This window comes from Streptomyces sp. NRRL S-646, assembly GCF_000720765.1.
Classification (GTDB): Bacteria; Actinomycetota; Actinomycetes; order Streptomycetales; family Streptomycetaceae; genus Streptomyces.
In genome coordinates this window covers 570,130-589,280 of record NZ_JODC01000003.1, presented here as the reverse complement: position 1 = coordinate 589,280, position 19,151 = coordinate 570,130, and the positions used below count along the sequence as shown (strand labels likewise).

Sequence of the window (19,151 nt, the reverse complement as noted above, 5' to 3'; positions counted from 1 at the left end):
AGCCTACGGGGTGACGCAGGAGCCGCCGTCGCAGCCCGGTGCGCTGTACGTCCAGCCCTGGCCCGGGTGGTAGGCCCACCCGTCCGTGCGGCGGTACACCTGCCCGCCCCACTGCGCGCCCCGCCACTTCGCCGCCGCGAGGACCGCGCCTCTGGCGAGCCTCGCCCCCGCCGGCGTGCTGAGCCGGTGGGCCAGCGGGCGGTGCTCGCGCAGCGCCCACAGGGTGACGATCCAGGCGGCGGCGGACCGGTAGACCTGCCCGCCGTCGCCGACGACGGTGATCTCGTCGAGGGTGGCGCCGTGGTCGAGGCCGGGGAAGCGCCGCCGGGCCGCTTCGGATGCCGCGGGCACGAGCTCCAGCGGCACGAGCTGAGGCTGCCGTACGAGCCAGTCGCGAAGGAAGGCACAGAGCGCGCACTCGGCGTCGTACAGGACGGTGAGCCGGCGGACCGGGACCCGGTCCGCCTTCGTGGCACCCACCTCGCTCACGCCCCGACCCAGTCCTGCGGCGCGACCGGCGGCACCTGCTCCCGCTCCAGCATCCCGCGCCGCCGGATCCTGTTGAGGACGTACACGTTGCCCAGGTGCATCACACCGAGCACCAGCAGCACCACACCGATCTTGGTCGACAGGGCCTCGAAGATCCCCCTGGTGTCCTCGATGGTCTCGTCACCGCTCAGGTACAGGGCCACGAAGCCGAGGTTGACGAGGTAGAAGCCGACCACCAGGAGGTGGTTGACCGCCTCGGCGAGCTTCTCGTTGCCCTTCAGCACGTCGGCGAGGAAGATCCGTCCGTTGCGGCTGAGCGTGCGGGCCACCCAGATGGTCAGCGCGATGCTGACCAGCAGGTAGATGACGTAGGCGATGACCGTGCGGTCCATGCCCCACCCCTTATTGAACGCGTTCAAAACGCTGACAGGGATGACTGTAGACCTATTTTTGAACGCGTTCAAGCGGGATCTCGCGGCGGTTGCGGCCTCAGGGGCGGCGGCCGAGCTCCGGGCGCTTGCTGTAGTCGGTGAATCCGATGATGTTGCCCCACGGATCGGCGATCTCCGCGGTCCAGCCCGTGGCGACGGAGAAGGGGTCGTCGAGGAGCGGGATGCCCGCCGCGGCGAGGGAGCCGGCCGCCGTCCGTGCGTCGGCCACCTCGATCCACACGCGGGGCGAGGGCCACGGCGGCGACCGGTGCCCCAGTTCCTCCTCCTGCCGCAGCAGGATCCCCGGTGTCTCGCCCCCGACCTTCAGCAGGGCGATCCCGGCCTCGTCGAACCGGAAGCCCACCGTGAACCCGGCGCGCTGATAGAAGTCGACCGCCACGGCGAGGTCCCCGACGGGCAGCAGCACGTTGTCGAATCCGAGCAGTTCGTACGACTGGTCATCTGACATACCGTCAGAATAGGAGCGGTGGAGCGCACCTGTGGGGACCGGCCGTGCTGGGTCACTCATTGGGGCGAGCGACGCCGTTCCCGACATGCTCCCCGTCCCTGGCAACGGATACGAGCAAGGGCCCCGCTCCCGGAACGGATTCCGGGAGCGGGGCCCTCAGCGACGTACGGAAGACGTACGGCAGACCTACAGAAAAGACAGGTCAGAAGCGGCGCGTGATCAGTGCCCGCTTCACTTCCTGGATCGCCTTCGTGACCTCGATACCGCGCGGGCAGGCGTCCGTGCAGTTGAAGGTCGTGCGGCAGCGCCACACGCCGTCACGGTCGTTGAGGATCTCCAGGCGCTGCTCGCCGGCCTCGTCGCGCGAGTCGAAGATGAAGCGGTGCGCGTTGACGATGGCGGCCGGACCGAAGTACTGGCCGTCGTTCCAGAAGACCGGGCAGGACGAGGTGCACGCGGCGCACAGGATGCACTTCGTGGTGTCGTCGAAGCGCTCGCGGTCCTCGGCCGTCTGCAGCCGCTCACGCGTGGGCTCGTTCGTGTCCTTCGTGATGAGGAAGGGCATGACGTCCCGGTACGCCTGGAAGAACGGCTCCATGTCGACCACGAGGTCCTTGAGGACCGTCAGGCCCTTGATGGGCTCGACCGTGATCGGCTTCTCGGGGTTGATGTCCTTGATGAGGGTCTTGCAGGCAAGACGGTTCTTGCCGTTGATCCTCATCGCGTCCGAGCCGCAGATGCCGTGGGCGCAGGAACGGCGGAAGGTCAGCGTGCCGTCGACGTCCCACTTGATCTTGTGGAGACCGTCGAGGACGCGCTCCTTGGGGTCGATCTCCAGCTGGAAGTCTTCCCAGGTCGCCTCGGCCGAGACCTCCGGGTTGAACCGGCGGACGCGGAAGGTGACGGTGATGTACGGGGAGTCGGCGAAGCCGGGCTCGGGGGCCGCGTCCGCCTTCTCCAGAGTCGGGGTTGCCATCAGTACTTACGCTCCATCGGCTGGTAGCGGGTCTGGACGACCGGCTTGTAGTCGAGACGGATGGACTCGGTGCCGTCGTCGCCCACCTCGCGGTACGCCATGGTGTGGCGCATGAAGTTGACGTCGTCGCGGTTCGGGTAGTCCTCGCGGTAGTGACCGCCGCGGGACTCCTTGCGGGCCAGCGCCGACACTGCCATGACCTCGGCCAGGTCGAGCAGGTTGCCCAGCTCGACGGCCTCGAGCAGGTCGGTGTTGAACCGCTTGCCCTTGTCCTGGATCGCGACGTTCTTGTAGCGCTCGCGCAGCTCGGCGATCTTCTCGACCGCGGTCTTGATCGTCTGCTCGGTGCGGAACACCATGACGTTCGCGTCCATGGTCTCCTGCAGCTCGCGGCGCAGGACCGACACGCGCTCGGTGCCGGTGGACGTACGCAGCTGCTCGATCTGCGAGACGACGAGCTCCGCCGGGTTCTCCGGGAGCTCGACGAACTCCGCCGTCTGGCTGTACTCCGCCGCCGCGATGCCGGCCCGGCGGCCGAACACGTTGATGTCCAGCAGCGAGTTGGTGCCGAGGCGGTTGGCGCCGTGCACCGACACACAGGCGACCTCGCCGGCCGCGTACAGGCCCGGGACGACCGTGGTGTTGTCGCTGAGGACCTCACCCTCGACGTTCGTCGGGATGCCGCCCATGGCGTAGTGCGCGGTGGGCTGGATCGGGATCGGGTCCGTGTAGGGCTCGATGCCGAGGTAGGTCCGCGCGAACTCGGTGATGTCCGGGAGCTTGGCGTCCAGCTGCTCCGGCGGGAGGTGCGTGAGGTCGAGGTAGACGTGGTCGCCCTCGGGGCCGCAGCCGCGGCCCTCACGGATCTCCGTGTAGATGGAGCGGGAGACGACGTCACGGGACGCGAGGTCCTTCATGACCGGCGCGTACTTCTCCATGAAGCGCTCGCCGTCCTTGTTGCGGAGGATGCCGCCCTCACCACGGGCGCCCTCCGTCAGCAGGATGCCCATGCGCCAGATGCCGGTCGGGTGGAACTGGAAGAACTCCATGTCCTCCAGCGGCAGCCCGCGCCGGTACACGGCCGCCTGGCCGTCACCGGTCAGGGTGTGCGCGTTCGACGTCACCTTGAAGAACTTGCCGCAGCCGCCGGACGCGTAGATCACGGCCTTCGCCTGGAAGACGTGGATCTCGCCGGTCGCCAGCTCGTACGCCACGACGCCGGCCGACTTCTTGACGCCGTCGACCTCGGTGATCAGCTGGTCGAGGACGTAGAACTCGTTGAAGAACTCCACGCCCTCCTTCACGCAGTTCTGGTACAGCGTCTGGAGGATCATGTGGCCGGTGCGGTCGGCCGCGTAGCAGGACCGGCGGACCGGGGCCTCGCCGTGGTTGCGGCTGTGACCGCCGAAGCGGCGCTGGTCGATCGTGCCGTTCGGGGTGCGGTTGAACGGCAGGCCCATCTTCTCCAGGTCGAGGACCGAGTCGATGGCCTCCTTCGCCAGGATCTCGGCGGCGTCCTGGTCGACCAGGTAGTCACCGCCCTTGATCGTGTCGAAGGTGTGCCACTCCCAGTTGTCCTCCTCCACGTTGGCCAGCGCGGCGGCCATGCCGCCCTGCGCGGCGCCCGTGTGGGAGCGGGTGGGGTAGAGCTTGGTCAGCACGGCGGTGCGGCTGCGCTTCGTCGACTCGATGGCGGCGCGCATACCGGCGCCGCCGGCGCCGACGATGACGGTGTCGTACTTGTGGATCTTCATGAGTGGTTGCCTCAGCCCCGTGCCTAGCGGATGTTCGGGTCGAAGGTGAAGATCACCAGCGTGCCCAGCAGGATGGTGAACACCGTGGCGGTGTAGAGCAGGCCCTTGAGCCACAGCCGGGTGTTCGCGCGCTCCGCGTAGTCGTTGATGACCGTGCGCAGGCCGTTGGCGCCGTGCAGCATCGCGAGCCACAGCATGAGCAGGTCCCAGACCTGCCAGAACGGGCTCGCCCAGCGGCCCGCCACGAAGGCGAAGCCGATCTTCGACACGCCGCCGTCCAGCACGAGCTGGATCAGCAGGTGGCCGAGGACCAGGACGACCAGCACGATGCCGGACAGGCGCATGAAGAGCCAGCCGTACATCTCGAAGTTGCCCCGGGTCGACTTCGGGGACTTCTTGGTGCGCTTGCGCGGGGCCTCGATGAGGGGCGCCGGGTTGTCGACGTTGTGGACGGAGCCGCCCTCGACGGGGCCGATCCCGGACGCGGGGGTTTCAGTGGTGGCCATCGGTGTCAGCTCCCGAACAGTTCACGAGCGGCGTGACCGAGGACGGGGTAGATCGCCCCGAGCATCAGCACGACCCACAGGCCTACGACGGACCAGAGCATCTGCTTCTGGTAGCGCGGGCCCTTCGACCAGAAGTCGACGGCGATGACGCGCAGGCCGTTCAGAGCGTGGAAGAGGATGGCGGCGACGAGGCCGTACTCCAGCACAGCGACGATCGGGGTCTTGTACGTGGCTACGACCTTGTCGTAGTCCTCGGGGGAGACACGGACGAGAGCGGTGTCCAGCACGTGAACGAACAGGAAGAAGAAGATGAGGACGCCGGTGACTCGGTGAGCCACCCAGGACCACATTCCTTCCCGGCCGCGGTACAGCGTTCCAGCCGGCACGGAAGTCCCTCCGGGAGCGGGGATTGGGGCCGCGCCGGCTTTGCCTGTCGGTCGGGCCCGGCCGGGTACGGTCCACCGGCCCCCAGCATCGTAGCGACGCGCTGCCGCAAGCTTTACGGGGGGCCTACCGGTGTGATCAAAGTGGCACGCGTATGGGTTAGCGTTTGCGGCTTCTGGGGTGGGGTGTCCTGTTATTTGCCGGGTGCGGCGTCGTGGGGCTGGTCGCGCCCACGCGGCGGCAGCCGCACATCGTCACAGCCCCGCGCCCCTCAGGAGCTGCACCAACCGTTGCCTTGCCAGGCGCCGGAGCTCCTCTGCCGCAACCACCCGTTCCTCCTCCGGGTCGTTCGTCAGACGTGACCGGATGCCTGCCAATGCGTGATCCAGGGCCTCGTTCGGGGGCAGGCCCTCCAGGCAGATCACGAAGGCGTGGCCGAACTTTGCCTCGTATGCCGCGTGGGCTGCACTCAGGGCTGTGTAGGCGATTGCGTACGTTTCGTCCGGCAGCGGCGGCAATGTCTCGCCTGCCAGGGCCTCCGACAGGTCCGCCGGGGACAGGTCGTACGCCGCCTCGTCCGATGCGGCGAGTAGGGAGTCGATGTCCGGGTAGGGGCGGTGGTCTGCCACCCGATGGGCCCAGCGGAGGCTGCGGAGGCAGTCCAGGAGGAGGTTGCGGGCCTCTTCCGTGGGCGCGATGTTGAAGGCGTCCAGGATGGTGGGCAGCGTCGGTATGGCGGCGACTCGGCCAGGAAGGTGTGTGGGCGTCACGTGTGTTTCGGCAGAGGATGCTGTGAGAACTGCGAGAGATGTGGTCTTACGTTATCGAGATTGGGCGTGACGTGTCCGACGGATGCCCGAATTTCACCCGCAAGAGAGAGTTTCGGAATGCGTGGTGGACGCGCCGTGTTGTCTGTGGGCTTTAGGTTGACGATGTGAGCCAGCACAGGCGCCGGTCCCCGGCGCAGAACGTGAAGCAGCAGCGGCGCATGATCATCGCGGGTGCGTTCGCCGGGACCGTCGCGCTCGGGATCGGCCTGGGGTTCTGGGCCTCCGGCGACGACAGCGGGCCGGCCGGGTCCGCGCAGAAGCAGTCGGCGTCCGCCGGCAGATCCGCAGCGGCGCCCAGCACCTCGGACGGCCGGAGTCCGGCGCCTCGCCCGACCCGTTCGTACCCCCTGTCGAAGGCTCCGCAGACCATCCCCGCCGTGCGCTCCCACACCGCGGCGCGTGGGCCCGGCTGGCGTCCGGTGCGGGGTGAGCGCGTCGTCGTGAACGATGCCGATCTGGCCGACGAGGGGCGTCTGATCGCCGGTGAGCTGGGGCTGACGTACGCGGGTGAGAAGGACGACGTGCAGGCCGGGGACGTACGGCTGGCGCTGAACGACGACGAGGGAGCGAACCCGGAGTCGTATGCGATGACCGTGCGCGGTGGCCGGGTGAACATCAGCGGGCCGACGGATGCCGGGGTGTTCTACGGCACGCGGACGCTCAAGCAGGAGGTGCACGGCGGGGGGACGGCGCCCGAGGGGGTCGTTGACGACCGGCCGGCCAAGGCGGTGCGCGGGTTCATGCTGGACATCGCGCGCAAGCACTTCACCGCGGGCTGGATCGAGGACCGGGTGCGGGAGCTCGGGGACCTGAAGTTCAACCAGCTGGGGCTGCACTTCTCCGACGACCAGGGGTTCCGGATCGAGTCCGACACGCATCCCGAGATCGTCTCGCAGCAGCATCTGACGAAGGCCGAGGTGAAGCGGATCATCGATCTTGCCGCCGCCCGGCACATCACCGTGGTGCCCGAGATCGACTCGCCCGGGCATCTGGGGGCCGTCCTCGCCGCTCATCCCGATCTGCAGCTGCGCAATGTGCGGGGCGTGGCGGCGAAGGGGGCCGTCGACATCTCGAAGCCGGCCGCCGCCAAGATCGTCGATGATCTCCTCAACGAGTACGCCGGCCTTTTCCCCGGCAGCCAGTGGCATCTCGGCGGTGACGAGTACCTGGCGCTGATGGTGTCCAACCCGGCCGCCTCCTATCCGCAGCTGGCCACCGCCGCGGTGAACAAGTACGGGGCCGCCGGCACCGTCTCCGATCTGACCACGGGGTGGCTCAACGACCGGGCCGACACGATCCGGGGCCACGACCGGACCATGCGGGTGTGGAACGACGGGTTCTTCCGGGGGACGTCCGTGCAGCCCGCGAAGGATCTGCAGGTCGCGTACTGGACGGGCAAGGAGATCGGCGCCCGGCAGCCGGTGGAGTATCTGAGCGCCGGGCGGAAGCTGATCAACTACAACGACGAGTTCCTGTACTACGTCCTCGGGCAGCCCAACAACTTCGTCTACCCGACCGGGCAGCGGATCTACGAGCAGTGGACGCCGCGCGTGGTGCGTGGCACGACGGCCGTCCCGTCGAGGTACGACGGGCAGATCCTCGGCGGGTCCTTCGCCGTCTGGTGCGACCTGGCGAACTCGCAGACGCAGAACCAGGTCGCGGCCGGGATCCGGATGCCGCTGCGGGCGACGGTGCAGAAGCTGTGGGATCCGGGGCGGCCGGGACTGTCGTGGACGCAGTTCAAGGCGCTGGCAGGTCGGCTGGGCTGAGCGCGCCCTGACGGCCGTGGCTTTCTTGGCCCATACAGCTGCGAACTGTCGTACGACTGTGGTGTATTCGGCGCGAGTCGAAGGTGACACAGCCGTGGGGGGCCGGGATGGGCTACTGGGGGTATTTCGTCGTGGGCCGCAGCGAGCGGCCGCTTGCGGAACTCGACGCCCTCGCCGGGGCGAAGGGCATGGTGCAGCGGTCGTCGGCGGACGGTGGCTGGCAGGTCTGGGAGTACCCGAGCGGGGACGGCGAGGTCGGGAACATGAACGTCCTCGCCGCCGAGACCGGGGCGCCCGCGCTCTTCGGGTACGTCATGGACAGCGACTGTGTGGTGGTCGAGGCGGCGGCGCCCGAGAGCGGGGCATGGACCACGTGTCTCGCGCGGGCCGCGATGGCCGGGTACCTCGGCGCCGCGAGCGAGGGGCTCACCATCGAGGACTACTTCCTGGAACCCCGGGACGCGGCCGGCCGGGCGGTCGCCTGGGCGGCCGAGGCGGGGCACGACGTGGACACCGGGCCGTTGCTGGACGTTCTGACCTCCGACGCCGATCCGTTGGCCGAAAACCTCTTTTTCCAGTTGCTCGATCGGCTCGGTGTGGTACCGCTGTGACACTCGCGAGCCGTCGCACGCAGTAAGGGGAAGTGCGGGCTCCGTAAGGGAAGAGCCCTGCTGGGCCCGGTACGGGACCCGCAGAAGGAGGCGTGGATGAGCCTGGTGGAACTGATCGCTCAGGCCGACGAACGCGGACTGGCCGCCAGCGGGTTGGCTTGTTTGGATCGGTGTGTGCCGCTGCTGGGCGGTGACGACGAGATCCTGCGGCCGCTCTGGGCCAGCCTCGCGGACTCCGGTGACGTCGGTGACTGGGGCGAGCGGCTGGAGCAGGCGCGCGGGAGGCTGGGCGGTCCCGAGAAGCCGGGCGAGGGCGAGGCCGCGCTGCTGGCCCGCCGGATGCTGGAGGCTGCGCCGGCCGAGCGGTCCGGGGCTCAGGTGCGATTGTGGGCCGATGCGTGTTCGGTCGCCGCGCTGCAGATACACCGGATGCTTGATCCGCTGGAGGACGAGGCGTCTTCGGTGGATTCCCGGCGGGAGGGGCGTACCGAGGGGATGTCGCCGCTCGTCGCCGCGGAGTTGCGGCGACAGGTCGCCGTGCTTGAGTTGCTTGCCGGGCATGGGGTGGGTGGGCTGCGGCAGGCGCTGGAGGTGTCCATCGAGGGGCGGCGGGTTTTGCAGGCGGTGGTCTCGCGAAGGGCGCGCCGCGGGTAGGGCGGTGAGGTTGTGCCGGGGGCGGTCGGTGGTTGGCTGCGGGTGCGTTGTGGCTGGTCGCGCCCGCGCGGCGGAGCCGCACATGTCACAGCCCCGCGCCCCCTAAAAGCCGCTGGCCGCCCCTCGAAAAAGCCGTTCCGGCGCCTCGAAACTACCGCTTCCCGCCCCTCGGAAAGCCGTTCCGGCGTCCCCTGAAGAGACCCGGACGTCTCAGCGCAGTAGGCACTTCACCACCGCGTCGCCGTATTCGGCCGTCTGGGTGTAGAACGCCGTCAGGTCGCGGTGGGTCGCGGTGAGGAGGGCGTGGGTCTCCTGTTCCGTCCGGGGGCCGCCGTAGCGGGGGAGCAGGTCGTCACGGACCCCGCGCCACAGGGCCTCGATGTCGGCCGATATGAGGAACACGGCCACCTGGGCCACCTGCGCCGCGGTCAGGAGCAGGAAGGGTGGTTCTTCGGGGTCGTGGTGGGGGACCGGGCGGCCGCCCAGGATCACGTGGGCCCGGGGGCCCTCCTTGGTGCGGTGCGGGGGCGCTCCCGCGTAGAGGGTGTCGTGGTCGACGTAGTGGTGGTCCAGCATCTCCTCCCGGTGGCGGTCGATCCGTCGGCGCACGGTGTCCCAGTCGTCCTCGAACAGCCGTTGCAGCCAGTTCGCGCTGTTGCGCAGGGCCGAGGGCGGCACCGCGCGGAGATGGAAGTACAGGCTCATCAGTGAGAGGAGCGCACGGAAGGGGCGAAGCGTCACTCCCGGGCAGAACTCCCACCTGAGGGAGTCCTGTGACAGTCCTGCGGTGGCAGTGGGGCGGTACTGCGCCGGTATCGGGAACTCCCCGGAAATCGCGTGACGGATGGCCCGCCGACCCCGCTCCTGTCTATGTGACTACCTTCCACGAGACCAGGCCGAGCGCGGCGACGAAGCCCGTGCGGTGGGCGGCGGACGCGGTCGCGGCGATGCGTGAGGGCGCACGGCTGCGCCTCGACTACTCGGCGCAGAGCCTGTGGCGCGTCGACCGGATGATCGAGGGGATACGGCAGGAAGGGGCGCCGTACGCCGCGGTGGAGAGCGTGTTGCGCGGTTTCGGGGCGTACGCCGGTGAAGTGATCGTCCGTCAGGCGGGCGCCGAGTGGTGGGCGACCGGCGGCGACCACTGGATACGCACCCCGGACGGTCGGATGTGGGACCCCTTCGACGAGGCCCGGCGCTGCTGGAACGGCGACGGTTCGCTGCGGCTGCTGTGCCGGGATGCGACCGACGGCGTCCGAAGGTGACCGCGGCGGCAAAATCGCCGTAATAAGAGACGCTTGCGTTCCCAAACGGTGGCGCCCGGAGGGAGCATGGAGGCGACCTCGGGACGGTACGACTCGGGAGGCCTCCATGGCCGAGAACCGCCGTTGGTGGGCGCTGGTCGTCATTGCGCTCGCCCAGTTGATGGTCGTCCTCGACATGACCATCGTGAACATCGCCCTGCCCTCCGCCCAGGCCGCACTGCACATGTCGGACGGGAACCGGCTGGGGGTCCCCCCACGCCTTTAGGGCAGTGGGGGAGGGTCATCACCGCGTACACCCTGGCCTTCGGCGGACTGCTGCTGCTCGGCGGCCGCGTCGCCGACCTGGCCGGCCGCAGGAACACCTTCGTGATCGGACTGCTCGGCTTCGCCGCCGCCTCCGCGCTCGGCGGGGCCGCCGTCAACTCCGGGATGCTGTTCGGGGCGCGGGCCCTGCAGGGCGTGTTCGCCGCGCTGCTCGCGCCGTCCGCGCTGTCGCTGCTCGCGACCACGTTCACCGATCCGAAGGACCGCGGGAAGGCCTTCGGCATCTTCGGCGCGATCATCGGGGCCGGTGCCGCGGTGGGTCTGCTCGCGGGCGGATTCCTGACGCAGTACCTGAACTGGCGCTGGTGCCTGTACGTCAATGTCCCCATCGCGCTGGTCGCCTTCTTCGGCGCGCTGGCCCTGCTCGCACCCGGCGAACGCCACCCCGACGCCCGCCTCGACGTGCCCGGCGCGCTGCTCGGCTCGGCCGGAATGCTCTCCCTCGTCTACGGCTCCTCCGAGGCGGAGTCGAGGAGTTGGCACGACGGGCTGGTGCTGACGCTGCTCGCCGGCGGGGTCGTGCTGCTCGCGGCGTTCGGGTTCTGGCAGACGCGGGCGCGGGTGCCGTTGCTGCCGATGTCGGTGGTGAAGGACCGTCAGCGGGTCGGCGCCTTCCTGACGACGCTGCTCGTGACCATCGGCATGTTCGGCGTGTTCCTGTTCCTGACGTACTACATGCAGGGCGTGCTCGGATACTCGCCGGTCAAGACGGGTGTCGCCTATCTGCCCATCACCGCCGGGATGATCGTCGGCTCGACCCAGATCGCGGCCCGCGGACTGGGCAAGGTGCCGCCGCGGATGCTGATGGTGCCGGGGCTGCTGGTGGCGGCCGGCGCGCTCGCGATCATCGCGCAGGTGGGCACCGAACCGGCCTACGCCTCGCACATCCTGCCCGGCATGCTGATGCTGGGCCTCGGCATGGGAACGGCGATGATGACGTCCGTCTCGCTGGCCACCGGAAGCGTCGCGCCGCGTGACTCGGGAGCGGCCTCCGCCACCTTCAACACCGCCCAGCAGGTGGGGGGTTCGATCGGTACGGCGCTGTTGAACACGATCGCCGCGACGGTGACGGCGCGATACCTGACGGCGCATGCGGGGCCCGGGGTCGACCCGCGCTCGCTGCAGGCGGAGGCGACCGTGCACGGGTTCAACGTAGCCACCTGGTGGGCGATGGGGTCGCTGCTGCTGGCGGCGACGATCGCGGGCCTGGTCGTGAACGCGGACCGGGCGCCCACCCCGCAAGCTGCGCAGGAGCGGACGCCCGAACTGGTGGATACGGCGATGTGAACTGCCGGGCTGGGGGAAGCGGACCGGCGAGCGCTTCCTTCCAGAACATGGTCACGAAGACCGCGAACATGTGCGACGGGGAGCCGATACCGATCAAGAGGGATCTTCGCGCTGCAGGCACCTGGTCCACGCGGGTAGCGTCCTTGCCGTGCAGCTCAGGTACGCCTTCCGTCTCTACCCCACCCGCGGTCAACAGGCCGCGCTGGGGCGGGCGTTCGGCTGTGCCCGGGTTGTCTACAACGACGCTGTCCGCGCCCGCCGTGAGGCCCGCGCCCAGGACCTTCCGTATCCGAGGCTGGGTCTGCTGTCCCGCCTGCTGATCACCGAGGCGAAGCGGCGGCCCGAGCGGGCCTGGCTGGGTGAAGTCTCCGCGGTCGTTTTGCAGCAAGCGCTGCGCGACCGCGAGCGCGCCTACACCAGCTTCTTCGCTTCCCTCAAGGGGGAGCGCACGGGGGCGCGAGTGGGTGAGCCGCGCATGAAGTCCCGCAAGGACGCACGGCAGTCGATCCGTTTCACCGCGAATGCCCGTTGGTCGCTCACCGCGTGCGCAAAGCTGAACCTGCCCAAGATCGGGGCAGTGAAGGTGAAGTGGTCCCGCGCGCTGCCCGCCGTGCCCTCCAGCGTCACCATCGTCAAGGACGCGGCCGGCAGGTATTTCGCCTCCTTCGTCGTCGACACCGACCCAGTCGTCGACGCCACCCGGATGCCCGACACAGACCAGACGGTCGGCATCGATCTGGGCCTGACGCTCCCCCAGAGGGGGTGCCCCCATCGCGGTCCTGTCCGACGGCACGAAGATCGACTCCCCGCGCTTTTTGCGGCGCGCGGAGAAGAAGCTGAAGAAGGCCCAGCAGGAGCTGTCCCGCAAGCAGAAGGGATCAAAGAACCGGGCCAAGGCCCGTCTCAAGATCGCCCGCGCCCACGCCGAAGTTGCTGACGCGCGCCGTGAGTTCCACCATCAGCTCTCCACGAAGCTGATCTCCGAGAACCAAGGGATCGCCGTGGAGGACCTGTCGGTGAAAGGACTCGCGCGCACGAAGCTGGCCAAGTCCGTGCACGACGCCGGATGGGCCTCGTTCCTCAGCATGCTGGCCTACAAAGCCCAGCGCTACGGCCGCACCCTGGTCAAGATCGGCCGCTACGAGCCGACCTCCCAGACCTGCTCCACCTGTGGCGTCGTGGACGGACCCAAACCCCTCAGCGTCCGGGAATGGACCTGCATCGCCTGCAGCACCGTCCACGACCGGGACACCAACGCCGCACTCAACGTGAAGACGGCCGCCGGACTGGCGGTATCGGCCTGCGGAGCGCAGGTAGGACCAGGAGCAATCCCGGCACAGCGCGAAGAAACAGGAAGCCACGGACTCCCGACCGGAACCGTGCCGCGTAGCGGCACAGGGTCCGGTCGGGAAGGCCAGAATCCTCGTCCTTCAGGACGGGAGCATGTCAATTGATGTGGACCAGGCCGTCCGTCGTGATCGTCGGGCGGCCGCTGGTGCCGGCCACCACGATCTTCACCGTGTGCTTGGCGCCGGCCGACCAGGTCTTCGTCCAGATCGCCTGGCGGTACAGGGTGGTCGACGATTTCAGATCGACGGTGCTGACCTTCACGCCGTCGACGTAGACGTAGGCCTGACCCGAGGTGGACGCACGGCTGACCACCCAGGAGGCGGAGCGGCCGGTGAAGGTCCAGGTCAGGCTCGCGCCCTTCGAACCGCTGGAGTACGACTTGCCGCCGAGGTAGCTGGTGGACGAACGGGCCGTCCAGCTGCCGGACTTGGTGGCCGAGGTCTCCTGAAGGATCACCGGCGTGAAGGACGCGGACGACGTACGGGTGTTGCCCGCGTAGTCGTACGCCTTCATCGACCAGGTGCTCGCGGTGCCGGAGGCGGCGGTGCGGCTGGAGCTGGTGGTGGTCGGGCCGAAGGCCGCCGTCGTCGGGGCCAGCAGGCTCACCGACTTCAGGGCGGCGTTGTCGGTCGCCTTCCAGCCGAGGGTGACCGGGACGGCGCCGGTGTTGACCGTGCCGGTGCGCAGGGAGAGCTTCGGGGCGGTGGTGAAGGCCGGCGCGGTCGTCTCCGCGACGACGTTCAGCGCGGCGGTCGTGGTGGTCCTGCCGGACTGGTGCACGGCTCGCACGGCGACGGTGTGGGTGCCCAGCGCGAGGGTCGCGCCCACCGAGGTCGACGTGCCGGAGGCGGTGGCGGCGAGCTTGCCGTCCACCAGCAGCTCGAACCTGGAGATCAGCGAACCCGGCGTGGTCGTCGACCACTTCGCCGTGACGGCGCCCTTGGTGTAGTACGTCGAGCCGGACAGGCCCGCGCCGGACAGCGAGGTGACCTTCAGCCCCTGTACCGGGCCGGACGCCCAGGCTCGGACGGTCGGCAGCTGGGCGTAGAGCGAGCTGCCCGGGCACTGGGTGTTGTAGCCGTCCCGGTGGCCGGAGATCCGGTTGAAGGTGTACGAGCTGCCCGCGGTGAAGCCGGTCCCGAAGTAGTTCGTCTGGGTCGCGCCCGCCTTGAGCTGCACAGTGGAGGAGGGGTCCGCGCCGTACTGGCCGAGCTTCCAGGCCGCGATACGGGCGATCGAGGTCAGGGCCGCGTTGGAGGCGCCTGTGGTGGTGTACTCACCGAGCACCGCGATGCCGGCCGACTCGCGGTTCCAGCCGTAGGTGTGCGCGCCGAGCACCGGGAGGTCGACGCCGCCCTTGCGGCCCTCGAAGATCGTGCCGCACTTGTCGACCAGGAAGTTGTAGCCGACGTCGTTCCAGCCGTTGGTCTGCGTGTGGTACGCGTAGATGCCCCGGACGATCGCCGCCGAGTCGGCGCACGAGTAGTCGTTCGTGCCGTCCGTGTGGTGCACGAAGACGGCCTTCACGTCCGCGTTGTACTCCGACGGGTCGGGGCTGAGCGACTCGTCCGCGCCCCAGTCGGCCCGCGAGACGATCGGCGGCTCGGGCACGGTCGACGGCGGAGCGGTGGGCGTGGTGGCCGTGGGGCTCGCCGAAGGGGACGTGCTCGTCGAGGGGGACGCGGAGTCGCTCGGGGAGGCGGAGTCCGTCGGCGATGCGGAATCGGTCGGAGACACGGAGTCGGTCGGAGACACGGAGTCGGTCGGTGAGGCGGAGTCCGTCGGTGACGCGGAGACCGTGGGCGTCGCATCCGCCGCGTACGCGGCCGGCTCGGCCTTCTGCTCGGCGGCGGTCGCCACCCCCGGGTCGACCAGGTTGACCTCCAGGCCCTTCGGCAGGCCGGAGCTGGTGGAGCCGTCCTTGTGGACGACCTGGACCTGCACACCGTCGGAGGGACCGACCCACAACGGCTCGGAGGCACCGCGCGCGCCGGCCCCCGCCTCCGGGTCCTCCAGCGGGTCGACGTTCGCCTCCAGATCCTTCCAGGCGGTCCACTCGCCGGTCTCGCTGCTGCGGGTGCGGACCTGCGCCGTGCCGTGCAGCCTCTTGCCGGCGTCCTTCCAGGAGACACCGAGCATCGAGAACTGCTCGGTCTGCGTGCGCGGCAGCTCCCGCTTGCCGCTCGCGGTGTCCTTCAGCGCCAGGTCGTAGACCTTCACCGGCCGCTTCGCCTGGCCGTGCCCGGAGGACGGCCCGGCGACGGCGTACGTCGCCACACCCCCGCCGCCCAGTACCACCGCGCCGAGCGTGATCCACGCCCGTCGCTTCATGCTCAGCGGTCTGTACGCACGCGTACCGCGAGGACTCACTTACCCCACCCCTAGAAAAAGACCATGACTGCCACACCTGTCACAGAGCAGGTGGCACTTACACACAGCGCTCGGCTCCGGCCAAACGTCACCCGGCGGCTGCGGGTCGTCGGAGCGGCTGAACCCAGGGCTTGCCGCTCGGGCGGACCTGGGCGATCTGCGGCTCCGCGGCGGGCAGCAGTGTCTCGGGGGCGCCGCCGGCCAGCGGAGTGGCCAGCAGCGGTCCGCCGGGGCCGGGCGTGGTGCCGTACGGCGGGCGGTAGGAGGTGAGCAGCCAGCCGCCGACGAGACCGACGAAGGCGGTACTCGTGCCGTACTGCGGGACCGTCACGGCGGTCTGCGCGCCGGCCGCGTCCTCGCGGCGCACGACCCGGGCCTGGCTCGCGCCCTCGTGGTACACCGCGATGTGCGTCGGGGACAGCGCCGCCTGGAGGTAGAGCGGGTCGTCGTCGCTCGCGTGGGTGCTGATCGTGGTGAAGGCGCCGGTGGCGAGATCGAGCAGGCCGACGGCGGTCGCGTGCCGGAACCGGATGAGGGCTGACGTGCCGTCACCCGCCAGCACGGTCTGCTCCTTGGTGAAGAACTGGCCCTCGGGCGGGTCCACCGGGATGTCGCTCGTGATCGCTCCGGCGTCCGACACGCGCAGGACGTGGAGGCGGACGGCCTGCCAGACGTCGTTGTACTCCTGGGTGATGAGCGTGGAGTCGAAGGCCGCGGCGACGTACTGCCCGTCCGGCACGGCGACGTCGGTGGTCGCGTCCGTCGCGAGGCTGTGCAGCCGGGCCTACCCGCCGGCGTACTGCTGGGAGACGAGCACGGTGTCTCCGCCGTTGCCGTAGTACCCGTGCTGTCCCGGCAGCGCGCCGCTGTAGCCGTCGAGCGTCCGCTCGCCCCCGTCGTAACCGCGCCAGGTGTAAGGCCCCGCCGAACCGTCGGCGTTCGCGCGGCGGTGCACATAGCCCGCGTTCCCGGCGGCGTACAGGGAGTCCTGGACGTACTGGACCGCATCGTCGGTCTGCGAGGAGGCGGAGATGCTCGCGGCGCGCGCCTCGGGGACGACGGTGACCACGGTTCCGGCGGCCAGGGTGAACGCCACCAGCGCGGTGGGCAGGAGCGGGTGCCTCTTCGGCATGCGGTCCTCCAAGTGGTGTGCGGGGAACGGCAGTTGAAGTGCCGTCCGACGAAGGCGCGCGAAGCTGACACGGCAGATAATCGTGCGTCTATTCGAATGACATTGCGGTCAATTGCCGCGGATCCATGGCCTGTTCGCGGGGTCAGTGATGTTCGCGGCGTGCCATCCGCTGGGTCATCCGGGGGAGCGGAACGCCCCCGCCAACCGAACGAAGGGGTGGGGGCCCATGGCCACTGTCGAGGAACGCGTTCCGTGCGCGAGCGGGATGCAGGCGAGCGCGGCGGCCTTCGTCGCCCGCGTGACCGCCCGCAACCGGCTGCCGCTGGACTACTCCGAACGCAGCCTGCGCCTCGTCGACTTCCTGATCGACGGCCTGCGCAAGGGCGGGGCCGACAGGGCGCGGGCGCGGGAGACCCTGACCGGCCTCGGCGCGTACGTCGGTGAGGTCCTCGTGCGCCGCGCGGGGGCGGCCTGGGTGGACCTCGATGCGGAGCAGCGCGTCTGCTTCGGCCAGCCGGTCGGCGTACGGATGCCGGACGGACGGGTCTGGAACCCGCTGGGCAAGGTCCTCAACCGCTTCGAGGCGGGTGGCCCCGAGGAGTCCCTGCAGACCTTCTACCTGACCCTGCACGGGCGGGCGCGGCGGGCGGCCGTCCGGCCTGCGCGGCCCGCGGGCCTGTGACACTTCCGTGACGGCTGGCGCAGTCTCTGTCGTACCACTTGCATCACTCGTACGAACAACGAGGACAGTGTTGGGCCAGGGACGCGAACCCCGCCGAGGACAGGCGTACGACGGGGAGCTGGGCGCGGCCGTCGCGCGGGCCCAGGAGGGCGACGAGGCCGCCTTCGCGGTCGCGTACCGGATCGTGCAGCCCGGTCTGCTCGGGTATCTCCGCGGGATCGTGGGCGACGATGCCGAGGACGTGGCGTCCGACGCCTGGCTGGAGATCGCCCGGGACTTGAAACGCTTCAAGGGTGACGGCGCGGGCTTCCGCGGCTGGACCGCGACCATCGCCCGGCACCGCGCCCTGGACCATCTGCGCCGGCAGAAGGTACGGCCCCGGTCGGCGGCGCTCGAACAGGACGTACTGGAGCTGCCCGGCCCGTACAGCACCCACGACCAGGCCCTTGAGGCGCTCTCCACCGAGCGCGCCCTGGAACTGGTCCGCAGCCTGCCCCGCGACCAGGCCGAGGCCGTGCTGCTGCGCATCGTCGTCGGCCTCGACGGCCCCGGCGCGGCCCGCGTGCTCGGCAAGCGCCCCGGCGCGGTGCGCACGGCCGCGCACCGCGGGCTGAAGCGCCTCGCGACCCGGCTGGGCACCCCAGGTGTGACGAATGAGGATCCCCGGACGCTGGGGGAGTCGAAATGAACGTCGACGGCGAGACGAACGTCAACGGCGGAATGAACATCAACGACGCAATGAACGTCAACGACGGCAGGGACGGCCGCGAGGGCCGGCCGTCGGACACGGATGGATACGGACATGGGTGAACGGCAGAGCGACGGCAGTGCCCCCGGCGGCCGTCGGCGCGTGCACCCCGGCGGCACCGTGTCGGGTACCGAGGACTGGCCGGCCGGACCGGTGCTGGAGAGCCTGCTCGCCGACGCGATGTGCTCGGGCGCGCTCGACGCCGAGGCCGAGCAGCGGGCGGTGGCCGCCTTCCGGGCGGCCCGCGACGCCGGGACGCTACGCGCGCGGACCCGGCGCCGGGACGACTGGCGCCCGCGTGAGCACGGCCGGGCCCGCCGCTCGCTCAGGGCCACCCTGACGCTGGCCCTGGCCGGCCTCACCATGGGCGGTGTCGCTTTCGCGGCGATCGGCTCGGTGGACGGCTCCTCGCACGACGACGGCCGAGCGGCCAGGCAGCGGCAGCACACGCCGGTCGGGTCCTCCGCCACGGCGTCCCGCACGCCCGGTGCCGCCGCCACCCCGGACCGCCCGGACACGGCGAAGGACACCGAGGCGCACTGCCTGGCGTACGAGAAGAAGGTCGACGGCAACGGCAAGGCGCTGGACGCGACGGCCTGGCGGCGGCTGGTCGCGGCCGCGGGCGGTGAGGCGAACGTCACCGCCTACTGCGCCGAGCAGCTGGGGCAGTCGACGGCCACCGCCAAGCCGGGCAAGGACGACAAGACCGCGAAGGTCGAAAACACCCCGAAGGCCGGCAACACCGGCAAGGCCGATGACTCCGGCAAGTCCGGCAAGTCCGGGAAGCCGGAGAAGAGCGCCGAAAAGGCGGGCGGCAAGACCGGCAACTGACCCTCGGCCGAATGTGCGAGCGGCGGGAACAGCCGACTTCGCATGCCCCGGCACGGCCCTCGCGCCCCGTACGTCTGCCGTAGGAACAGGAACCGAAGCAACGGCCGGGGCCGCCACCCCTGGCCTGACTGAGTCATAAAGGGCCTCTGAACAGGCATTTTGTCATCCGGGTGGAGGTTCTCGCTTACCGCCTGGGCTAGCCCCTGTCCGGGTGTTTCCGCCTGTTCCTGACCGCTGTTGGTCATGCATTGGCCATGCGGCCGATCGTCGAGGAAAGGGCTCACCTTCG

General features: G+C 69.8%; 20 protein-coding genes and 2 pseudogenes. 10 read left to right on the top strand and 12 right to left on the bottom strand.

Features of this window, described 5'->3' with window-relative positions; translation table 11 throughout:
* Positions 1–3: 3 nt before the first annotated feature.
* The 8 genes from IH68_RS0107125 to IH68_RS0107090 form a co-directional block, all read right to left on the bottom strand.
* A complete protein-coding gene (locus IH68_RS0107125) occupies positions 4–489 on the bottom strand; it encodes a thiol-disulfide oxidoreductase DCC family protein (protein WP_051833252.1) in 486 nt (161 codons plus the stop codon).
* A complete protein-coding gene (locus tag IH68_RS0107120; RefSeq protein ID WP_030930104.1) occupies positions 486–881 on the bottom strand; it encodes a hypothetical protein in 396 nt (131 codons plus the stop codon). Before IH68_RS0107120 ends, IH68_RS0107125 begins: the two co-directional genes overlap by 4 nt.
* A gap of 97 nt (positions 882–978) precedes the next feature.
* Positions 979–1,389 carry a VOC family protein gene (locus tag IH68_RS0107115; protein WP_030930102.1) on the bottom strand — a complete coding sequence of 137 codons (411 nt, stop codon included), beginning with the start codon at positions 1,387–1,389 and terminating at the stop codon, positions 979–981.
* A 202-nt stretch (positions 1,390–1,591) separates the two neighbouring features.
* Positions 1,592–2,365, bottom strand: a complete 774-nt coding sequence (locus IH68_RS0107110; protein ID WP_030930100.1) for a succinate dehydrogenase iron-sulfur subunit — start codon at positions 2,363–2,365, stop codon at positions 1,592–1,594.
* Complete coding sequence (sdhA, locus tag IH68_RS0107105) at positions 2,365–4,119, bottom strand: succinate dehydrogenase flavoprotein subunit (protein WP_030930097.1); 1,755 nt, start codon at positions 4,117–4,119, stop codon at positions 2,365–2,367. The genes IH68_RS0107110 and sdhA overlap by 1 nt, the downstream gene beginning before the upstream one ends.
* 23 nt (positions 4,120–4,142) lie before the next feature.
* Positions 4,143–4,625, bottom strand: a complete 483-nt coding sequence (locus IH68_RS0107100) for a succinate dehydrogenase hydrophobic membrane anchor subunit (RefSeq protein WP_030930095.1) — start codon at positions 4,623–4,625, stop codon at positions 4,143–4,145.
* A gap of 5 nt (positions 4,626–4,630) precedes the next feature.
* Positions 4,631–5,011: a succinate dehydrogenase, cytochrome b556 subunit gene (gene sdhC, locus IH68_RS0107095; protein ID WP_037884595.1), complete on the bottom strand. Its 381-nt coding sequence runs from the start codon at positions 5,009–5,011 to the stop codon at positions 4,631–4,633.
* Positions 5,012–5,263: 252 nt separating this feature from the next.
* Positions 5,264–5,779: a 2-oxo-4-hydroxy-4-carboxy-5-ureidoimidazoline decarboxylase gene (locus IH68_RS0107090; RefSeq protein ID WP_030930089.1), complete on the bottom strand. Its 516-nt coding sequence runs from the start codon at positions 5,777–5,779 to the stop codon at positions 5,264–5,266.
* A 218-nt stretch (positions 5,780–5,997) separates the two neighbouring features.
* On the opposite strand from IH68_RS0107090, the gene IH68_RS0107085 reads away from it, so the two are divergent.
* The 3 genes from IH68_RS0107085 to IH68_RS0107075 all read left to right on the top strand — a co-directional run bounded on the left by IH68_RS0107085 (position 5,998) and on the right by IH68_RS0107075 (position 8,873).
* The gene (locus IH68_RS0107085; RefSeq protein ID WP_030930086.1) at positions 5,998–7,608 is read left to right on the top strand and encodes a beta-N-acetylhexosaminidase; all 1,611 of its coding nucleotides are present in this window, start codon (positions 5,998–6,000) and stop codon (positions 7,606–7,608) included.
* A 107-nt stretch (positions 7,609–7,715) separates the two neighbouring features.
* A complete protein-coding gene (locus IH68_RS0107080; protein WP_030930083.1) occupies positions 7,716–8,219 on the top strand; it encodes a hypothetical protein in 504 nt (167 codons plus the stop codon).
* A 96-nt stretch (positions 8,220–8,315) separates the two neighbouring features.
* The gene (locus IH68_RS0107075; protein ID WP_030930080.1) at positions 8,316–8,873 is read left to right on the top strand and encodes a hypothetical protein; all 558 of its coding nucleotides are present in this window, start codon (positions 8,316–8,318) and stop codon (positions 8,871–8,873) included.
* A gap of 210 nt (positions 8,874–9,083) precedes the next feature.
* On the opposite strand, the gene IH68_RS0107070 is transcribed toward IH68_RS0107075, so the two are convergent.
* Complete coding sequence (locus tag IH68_RS0107070) at positions 9,084–9,578, bottom strand: DUF1877 family protein (RefSeq protein ID WP_030930077.1); 495 nt, start codon at positions 9,576–9,578, stop codon at positions 9,084–9,086.
* 167 nt (positions 9,579–9,745) lie between these two features.
* On the opposite strand from IH68_RS0107070, the gene IH68_RS0107065 reads away from it, so the two are divergent.
* The 3 genes and pseudogenes from IH68_RS0107065 (at position 9,746) to IH68_RS49660 (ending at position 13,203) form a co-directional block, all read left to right on the top strand.
* Entirely contained in the window at positions 9,746–10,138 is a 393-nt protein-coding gene (locus tag IH68_RS0107065) for a hypothetical protein (protein WP_078912352.1), read from the top strand.
* Positions 10,139–10,244: 106 nt separating this feature from the next.
* Positions 10,245–11,749, top strand: a pseudogene (locus tag IH68_RS49665) (MFS transporter).
* A 148-nt stretch (positions 11,750–11,897) separates the two neighbouring features.
* Positions 11,898–13,203, top strand: a pseudogene (locus IH68_RS49660) (RNA-guided endonuclease InsQ/TnpB family protein).
* Here the strand turns inward: IH68_RS49660 and IH68_RS0107050 are convergent.
* The 3 genes from IH68_RS0107050 to IH68_RS0107040 all read right to left on the bottom strand — a co-directional run bounded on the left by IH68_RS0107050 (position 13,196) and on the right by IH68_RS0107040 (position 16,601).
* Positions 13,196–15,430, bottom strand: a complete 2,235-nt coding sequence (locus tag IH68_RS0107050) for a peptidoglycan recognition protein (RefSeq protein WP_030930071.1) — start codon at positions 15,428–15,430, stop codon at positions 13,196–13,198. The pseudogene IH68_RS49660 and the gene IH68_RS0107050 overlap by 8 nt on opposite strands.
* A gap of 127 nt (positions 15,431–15,557) precedes the next feature.
* Positions 15,558–16,208 carry a hypothetical protein gene (locus IH68_RS0107045; RefSeq protein ID WP_030930068.1) on the bottom strand — a complete coding sequence of 217 codons (651 nt, stop codon included), beginning with the start codon at positions 16,206–16,208 and terminating at the stop codon, positions 15,558–15,560.
* Positions 16,209–16,253: 45 nt separating this feature from the next.
* Positions 16,254–16,601, bottom strand: coding sequence for a hypothetical protein (locus IH68_RS0107040; RefSeq protein ID WP_030930066.1), 348 nt, complete (start codon positions 16,599–16,601; stop codon positions 16,254–16,256).
* 226 nt (positions 16,602–16,827) lie between these two features.
* Here IH68_RS0107040 and IH68_RS0107035 point away from each other — a divergent pair, with 226 nt between their 5' ends.
* The 4 genes from IH68_RS0107035 (at position 16,828) to IH68_RS0107020 (ending at position 18,862) form a co-directional block, all read left to right on the top strand.
* Positions 16,828–17,283 (top strand): hypothetical protein, encoded by a 456-nt coding sequence (locus IH68_RS0107035; RefSeq protein WP_037884594.1) that lies wholly within the window; start codon positions 16,828–16,830, stop codon positions 17,281–17,283.
* Positions 17,284–17,353: 70 nt separating this feature from the next.
* On the top strand, positions 17,354–17,971 hold the full coding sequence (locus tag IH68_RS0107030) for an RNA polymerase sigma factor (protein WP_030930061.1): 618 nt from the start codon (positions 17,354–17,356) through the stop codon (positions 17,969–17,971).
* Positions 17,968–18,093, top strand: coding sequence for a hypothetical protein (locus tag IH68_RS59095; RefSeq protein WP_267883716.1), 126 nt, complete (start codon positions 17,968–17,970; stop codon positions 18,091–18,093). Before IH68_RS0107030 ends, IH68_RS59095 begins: the two co-directional genes overlap by 4 nt.
* Positions 18,086–18,862, top strand: coding sequence for a hypothetical protein (locus IH68_RS0107020; RefSeq protein WP_037884592.1), 777 nt, complete (start codon positions 18,086–18,088; stop codon positions 18,860–18,862). The genes IH68_RS59095 and IH68_RS0107020 overlap by 8 nt, the downstream gene beginning before the upstream one ends.
* Positions 18,863–19,151: the final 289 nt, after the last annotated feature.

Excerpts from the sequence above, each read along its gene's own strand:
- sdhA (WP_030930097.1), bottom strand. The coding sequence starts at position 4,119 with ATGAAGATCCACAAGTACGACACCGTCATCGTCGGCGCCGGCGGCGCC.
- IH68_RS0107080 (WP_030930083.1), top strand. The coding sequence starts at position 7,716 with ATGGGCTACTGGGGGTATTTCGTCGTGGGCCGCAGCGAGCGGCCGCTT.
- IH68_RS0107020 (WP_037884592.1), top strand. The coding sequence starts at position 18,086 with ATGGGTGAACGGCAGAGCGACGGCAGTGCCCCCGGCGGCCGTCGGCGC.
- IH68_RS0107075 (WP_030930080.1), top strand. The coding sequence starts at position 8,316 with ATGAGCCTGGTGGAACTGATCGCTCAGGCCGACGAACGCGGACTGGCC.
- IH68_RS59095 (WP_267883716.1), top strand. The coding sequence starts at position 17,968 with ATGAACGTCGACGGCGAGACGAACGTCAACGGCGGAATGAACATCAAC.
- IH68_RS0107120 (WP_030930104.1), bottom strand. The coding sequence starts at position 881 with ATGGACCGCACGGTCATCGCCTACGTCATCTACCTGCTGGTCAGCATC.
- IH68_RS0107085 (WP_030930086.1), top strand. The coding sequence starts at position 5,998 with ATGATCATCGCGGGTGCGTTCGCCGGGACCGTCGCGCTCGGGATCGGC.
- IH68_RS0107035 (WP_037884594.1), top strand. The coding sequence starts at position 16,828 with ATGGCCACTGTCGAGGAACGCGTTCCGTGCGCGAGCGGGATGCAGGCG.
- IH68_RS0107050 (WP_030930071.1), bottom strand. The coding sequence starts at position 15,430 with ATGAAGCGACGGGCGTGGATCACGCTCGGCGCGGTGGTACTGGGCGGC.
- IH68_RS0107115 (WP_030930102.1), bottom strand. The coding sequence starts at position 1,389 with ATGTCAGATGACCAGTCGTACGAACTGCTCGGATTCGACAACGTGCTG.
- IH68_RS0107070 (WP_030930077.1), bottom strand. The coding sequence starts at position 9,578 with ATGAGCCTGTACTTCCATCTCCGCGCGGTGCCGCCCTCGGCCCTGCGC.
- IH68_RS0107100 (WP_030930095.1), bottom strand. The coding sequence starts at position 4,625 with ATGGCCACCACTGAAACCCCCGCGTCCGGGATCGGCCCCGTCGAGGGC.
- IH68_RS0107110 (WP_030930100.1), bottom strand. The coding sequence starts at position 2,365 with ATGGCAACCCCGACTCTGGAGAAGGCGGACGCGGCCCCCGAGCCCGGC.
- IH68_RS0107040 (WP_030930066.1), bottom strand. The coding sequence starts at position 16,601 with ATGCCGAAGAGGCACCCGCTCCTGCCCACCGCGCTGGTGGCGTTCACC.